The sequence below is a fragment of the Cellulomonas rhizosphaerae genome (assembly GCF_003470205.1).
GTDB classification, from domain to species: domain Bacteria; phylum Actinomycetota; class Actinomycetes; order Actinomycetales; family Cellulomonadaceae; genus Cellulomonas; species Cellulomonas rhizosphaerae.
Genome location: NZ_QWKP01000058.1, coordinates 1 through 3,862, shown reverse-complemented (window position 1 = coordinate 3,862; position 3,862 = coordinate 1). Strand labels below are relative to the sequence as shown.

General features: G+C 74.1%; 6 protein-coding genes and 1 pseudogene. All 7 read right to left on the bottom strand.

Translation table 11 applies throughout. From position 1 onward, the window contains the following. On the bottom strand, nt 1–392 hold a 392-nt coding region (locus D1825_RS00860), incomplete at its 3' end, for a hypothetical protein (protein ID WP_118765636.1). Further along, entirely contained in the window at nt 389–751 is a 363-nt protein-coding gene (locus tag D1825_RS00855) for a response regulator (RefSeq protein WP_199721441.1), read from the bottom strand. The genes D1825_RS00860 and D1825_RS00855, both read right to left, overlap by 4 nt. Beyond that, entirely contained in the window at nt 748–1,227 is a 480-nt protein-coding gene (locus D1825_RS00850) for a chemotaxis protein CheX (RefSeq protein WP_118765635.1), read from the bottom strand. Before D1825_RS00850 ends, D1825_RS00855 begins: the two co-directional genes overlap by 4 nt. Beyond that, complete coding sequence (locus tag D1825_RS00845) at nt 1,224–1,607, bottom strand: response regulator (RefSeq protein WP_118765634.1); 384 nt, start codon at nt 1,605–1,607, stop codon at nt 1,224–1,226. Before D1825_RS00845 ends, D1825_RS00850 begins: the two co-directional genes overlap by 4 nt. Next, nucleotides 1,604–2,542 (bottom strand): CheR family methyltransferase, encoded by a 939-nt coding sequence (locus D1825_RS00840; protein WP_118765633.1) that lies wholly within the window; start codon nt 2,540–2,542, stop codon nt 1,604–1,606. The genes D1825_RS00845 and D1825_RS00840 overlap by 4 nt, the downstream gene beginning before the upstream one ends. Beyond that, nucleotides 2,539–3,627, bottom strand: a complete 1,089-nt coding sequence (gene cheB, locus D1825_RS00835) for a chemotaxis-specific protein-glutamate methyltransferase CheB (protein WP_118765632.1) — start codon at nt 3,625–3,627, stop codon at nt 2,539–2,541. Before cheB ends, D1825_RS00840 begins: the two co-directional genes overlap by 4 nt. Further along, nucleotides 3,627–3,862, bottom strand: a pseudogene (locus tag D1825_RS00830) (methyl-accepting chemotaxis protein); the annotation flags it as partial. The gene cheB and the pseudogene D1825_RS00830, both read right to left, overlap by 1 nt.

The window sequence follows — 3,862 nt, the reverse complement described above, 5'->3', positions numbered from 1 at the left end:
GCGACGTCGGCCGGCAGGGGGTCGCCCGGCTGGTAGACCCGGTCGAGGCGCACGTGCGGGGCGTCCTCCGCGTTGAACAGCGACGCCATCACGTTGAGCACCTCCCCCGCGTTCTCGGACAGCGCGGGCGTGAGCTCGCCGAGCTCCGCGGCCTCCGCGGCCGTCCGCGCGGGCACAAGCCCGAGCGACGCGCCGATGTGCGCGGCGAGCGGCACGTCGAGGATGACCAGGGCGACGAGCGCGAGGCGACGGTCCACGTACACGCCCGTCAGGGCGCCGAGCGCGGGGTCGACCATCGCGCCGCCGGTCGCGACGTTCACGTCCCGCCCGACGAGGCCCTCGACGAGCTCGCGCACGTCCTTGGCGCTGGGCAGCGGCGTCTCGACGCTCATGCGAGCACCGGGTCGATGACCTCGCGGAAGCCCTCCGCGGTGAACGGCTTGGCGATGAGGAACAAGGCCCCCGCCTCCTGCGCCGTCGACCGCATCTCGGGCGAGCCCTCGGAGGTCACGAAGCCGAACGGGGTCTGGTAGCCCGCGGCGCGCAGGTTGCGGAGCAGCTCGATGCCGGTCATGTTCGGCATGTTCCAGTCGGAGAGCACCACGTCGGGCTCGTCGGCCTGGATCGCGGCGAGCGCCTCGGCGCCGTCGGACGCCTCCCGCACGTCCCAGTCGTAGCCGGCCTGGCGCAAGGTGCGGATGACGATCTGGCGCATCACGCGGCTGTCGTCGGTCACGAGGACGCGGATCATGACGTTCCTTCCGAGGTGGCGGTCGGCAGGGTGACCCACACGTCGACGACGAGCAGGCGACCGCGCCAGGACAGGGGCAGGTGCTGGACGCGCGCCGCACCGGCCAGCGGGGGGAGCACGTCGCCGACCTGCGGCAGGCCGAGCGTGCCGGGGGTGGGCAGCAGCGACTTGAGGTTGCCGCCGACGACGTTGGCGATCTCGCCGAACGCGTCGACGAGGTCGGCGCGCGAGACCGCGTCGCCGTCGTCGAGGCCGAGCAGGACGCGCGCGAGGTCGTGCGCGGTGTCGCTGCCGGTGACCAGCACGGCCCGGCCGGACCACTCGCCGTGCAGGTCGACCCACGCGACGAGCGCGTCGACGATGTCGGGCAGGTCCCCGTCCCACGGCAGCAGCAGCCCGAGGTCGCCGTCGACCATCGCGGCGAAGACCTCCTGCGCGATGGCATGGATCTGGTCGTACTCCACGGTGGCGGTCATGCGAGCTCCTCGACGGGGACGAGCCCGAGCAGGTCGAGCTTGTCGCGGATGGCGTCCGGGGTGAACGGCTTGATCAGGTACTCGTGGGCGCCCGCCGCCAGGGCCCGCACGATCTGGGAGTGCTCGGCCTCGGTCGTCACCATCATCAGCGTGATGGCGCGCCAGGCCGGGTTCGCCCGGACCGCGGTGACGAACTCGAGGCCGTCCATGACCGGCATGTTCCAGTCGATGCACGCGAGGTCGACCTCCGCGCCGGCCTCGAGCTGGTCGAGGGCGTCGCGGCCGTGCTCGGCCTGGAGGGTCTCGAAGCCGAGACCTTCCAGCGTGCCCGCGACGATGCGCCGCATCGTGCGCGAGTCGTCGATCACCAGGGCTCTCATCGGGCTGCTCCTCGGGACAGTGCGTGCGCCGCCGGGGCTGGCAGCGGGGACGGGGGGACGGACGGGTGGGCGAAGCCGGCCGGCCGCGGGGACGGGACGGCGGGCGCGGGTGCGGGCAGCCCGCGTGCGGCCAGCGGGCGGTAGACGGAGCTGCGAGCGACCGTGACGCGCTCGAAGCCCTCGTGCACGCCGAGGGTGGACTCCGCGGCGCCGAGCAGCAGGACGCCGTCGGGACGCAGCACGCGCAGCACGCGCTCGAGGATCGCCCGCTTGGTCGGCAGGTCGAAGTAGATGAGCACGTTGCGCAGGAACACGATGTCGAACGGCCCGGCCGGCGGCGGGTCGAGCAGGTTGTGCGCGCGGAAGCTGACCAGTCGCCGCACGGCCGCGGACAGCTCCCACTCGGTGCCGGCGCGTGCCATGTGGCGCACGAGCATGGCCGCGGGCATCCCGCGGTTGACCTCGAGCTGCGAGTACCGCCCGGACCGGGCCCGCTCGAGCACCTGCTCCGAGAGGTCGGTCGCGATGATCTCGCTGGTCATCGTCGCGGGCAGGTCGTCGAGCAGGCTCATGGCGATCGAGTACGGCTCCTGGCCGGTCGAGCAGGCCGCCGACCAGACGCGCAGCCGGCCCGTGCCGCCCCGCGCCGCGACCAGGCGGGGCAGCTCGGTGCCGCGCAGCGCCGCGTACGGCGCGCCGTCGCGGAACCAGGAGGTCTCGTTGGTGGTCATCGCCTCGATGACCGCGGCCTGGTCGGCCGGCGCACCCTGCGTGCGCAGGCGCAGGACGTAGGCGTCGAGGTCGAGCCCCGCCGTCCGCGCGAGCGGCAGCAGCCGGCTCTCGACGAGGTACTCCTTGCCGGGCGTCAGCTGGATGGCGCTGCGGCGACGGACGAGGTCGGCGACGAACGCGAACGACTCGGGGCTGATGCTCATGCCGGCACTCCTCTCGGTGCGAGCTGTCGCTCGATGACTCCGGCCACCTCGGCGACCGGCACGATCTGGTGCGCGAGCCCGGCCTGCGCGACCGCGCCGGGCATCCCCCACACCACGCTCGTCGGCTCGTCCTGGACCACGACGGTGCCGCCGGCGGCGACGACGTCCTGGCACCCGGCACGCCCGTCGGCACCCATCCCGGTGAGCACGACGGCGAGCAGGTCGCCGCCGAGCTCGTGGACCGCGGAGCGGAACAGCACGTCGACCGACGGCCGGCAGAAGTTCACGGGCGGACCGTCGGTGAGGACCGTCTGCAGCGTCGCTCCCGCTCGCCGCACCTCGAGGTGGTGGTCGCCCGGCGCGATGTACACGTGGCCGGCCCGGAGGGTCTCGCCACCCGCGGACTCGACGACCGTCGCCGGACCGAGCCGGTCGAGGCGGGCGGCGAGCTGCCGCGTGAACACGGGCGGCATGTGCTGGACGACGAGCACGGGCACGGACGGCGGCGCCGTGAGCGACGACAGCACCCGGGACAGCGCCTCGGGACCGCCGGTCGACGAGCCGAGCACGACCGCCCGCACGGCGTGCGGAGCCGGTGCGGGCCGGGTCGCGACGGCGCGCACGGGGGCGACGACGGGCCGCGCGACCCGCTCGCGCACGGGCATCGCGCCGCCCGGGAGCGGCACCAGGCTCCGCAGGCGCGGCACGAGCTCGTCCGCCACGCGGGCGATCGACTCCTGCACGCTGCCCACGTTCGACGGCTTGGCGACGTAGTCCGTGGCGCCCGCGGCCAGCGCGTCGAGCGTCGCCGCGGCCCCCCGCTCGGTGAGCGTGGAGAACATGACGATCGGCATCCGGTGACCGGCGGCGCGCAGCGCACGGACCGCCTCGATGCCGTTCATCTCCGGCATCTCGATGTCCATCGTCACCGCGTCGGGGCGCAGCTGCGCGACCTTGGCCTGCGCGAGCCGGCCGTTGGCGGCGACGCCGACGACCTCGACGTCCGGCGCCTGGGCCAGCGCGTCGCTGACCAGGCGCCGCACGACGACCGAGTCGTCGACGACGAGCACGCGGATGGGTGCCATCAGAACCGGAACCCCGCCACGCGCTCACGCAGCGCACCCGACAGGACGGCGAGCTCGTCGACCTGCCCGCCGACGCCGACGAGCACGTCCGACGAACGCCCGGCCGACGTGGCGACGCCGGTGATGTTGGTGGCGATCTCGCCCGACCCGGTCGCGGCCTCGGCCACACCACGCGACATCTCGTTCGTCGTGGCCGTCTGCTCCTCGACCGCCGACGCGATCGTCAGCTGGTAGT